The following is a 467-nucleotide window of genomic DNA, read 5'->3' on the forward strand; positions in this document are numbered from 1 at the left end:
AGTGTAATTTGTTTCATGGGGCTATGATGATCCCATTTGGGACAAAATCAAGCATTTTCAATGATCACGGGTATATATTACTTAGGTGAGCAAACTGCGTTTAAATCTCGCTTAGTGATTTTTAAACGCAACGCTAAAGGGCGAAAAGACAAAGTGGCTACAGGTGATAAAGCTAGACGGAGTAAACAGTCACGAACAAGTGCCGAGCGAGAAAAAGAGCCGTGGTTACTGGCAACATCGCTATGCAGTAGAAGAGATGCTGCTAAAAGAGTCGTTAAAATTTATTCGACGAGGATGCAGATAGAAGAGAGTTTTAGAGATGTTAAAACAGGGTTAAAAATGAATGATAGCGGAACAAGGATTCACCGTAAATTAGGCGTACTCCTGCTCATAGCTTGCTTATCACAATTTATACTTTACCTGCTTGGTTTGGCAGTAAAATCAGCTGATAAGCACAGGCAATATCA

1 pseudogene is annotated in these 467 nt (G+C 40.0%); it reads left to right on the plus strand.

The features are described 5' to 3' along the window. Positions 1–69 precede the first annotated feature (69 nt). A pseudogene (locus AAEZ02_RS21865) lies at positions 70–467 on the plus strand (transposase); the annotation flags it as partial.

The organism is Shewanella sp. T24-MNA-CIBAN-0130 (genome assembly GCF_040310185.1).
GTDB lineage: Bacteria > Pseudomonadota > Gammaproteobacteria > Enterobacterales > Shewanellaceae > Shewanella > Shewanella psychromarinicola.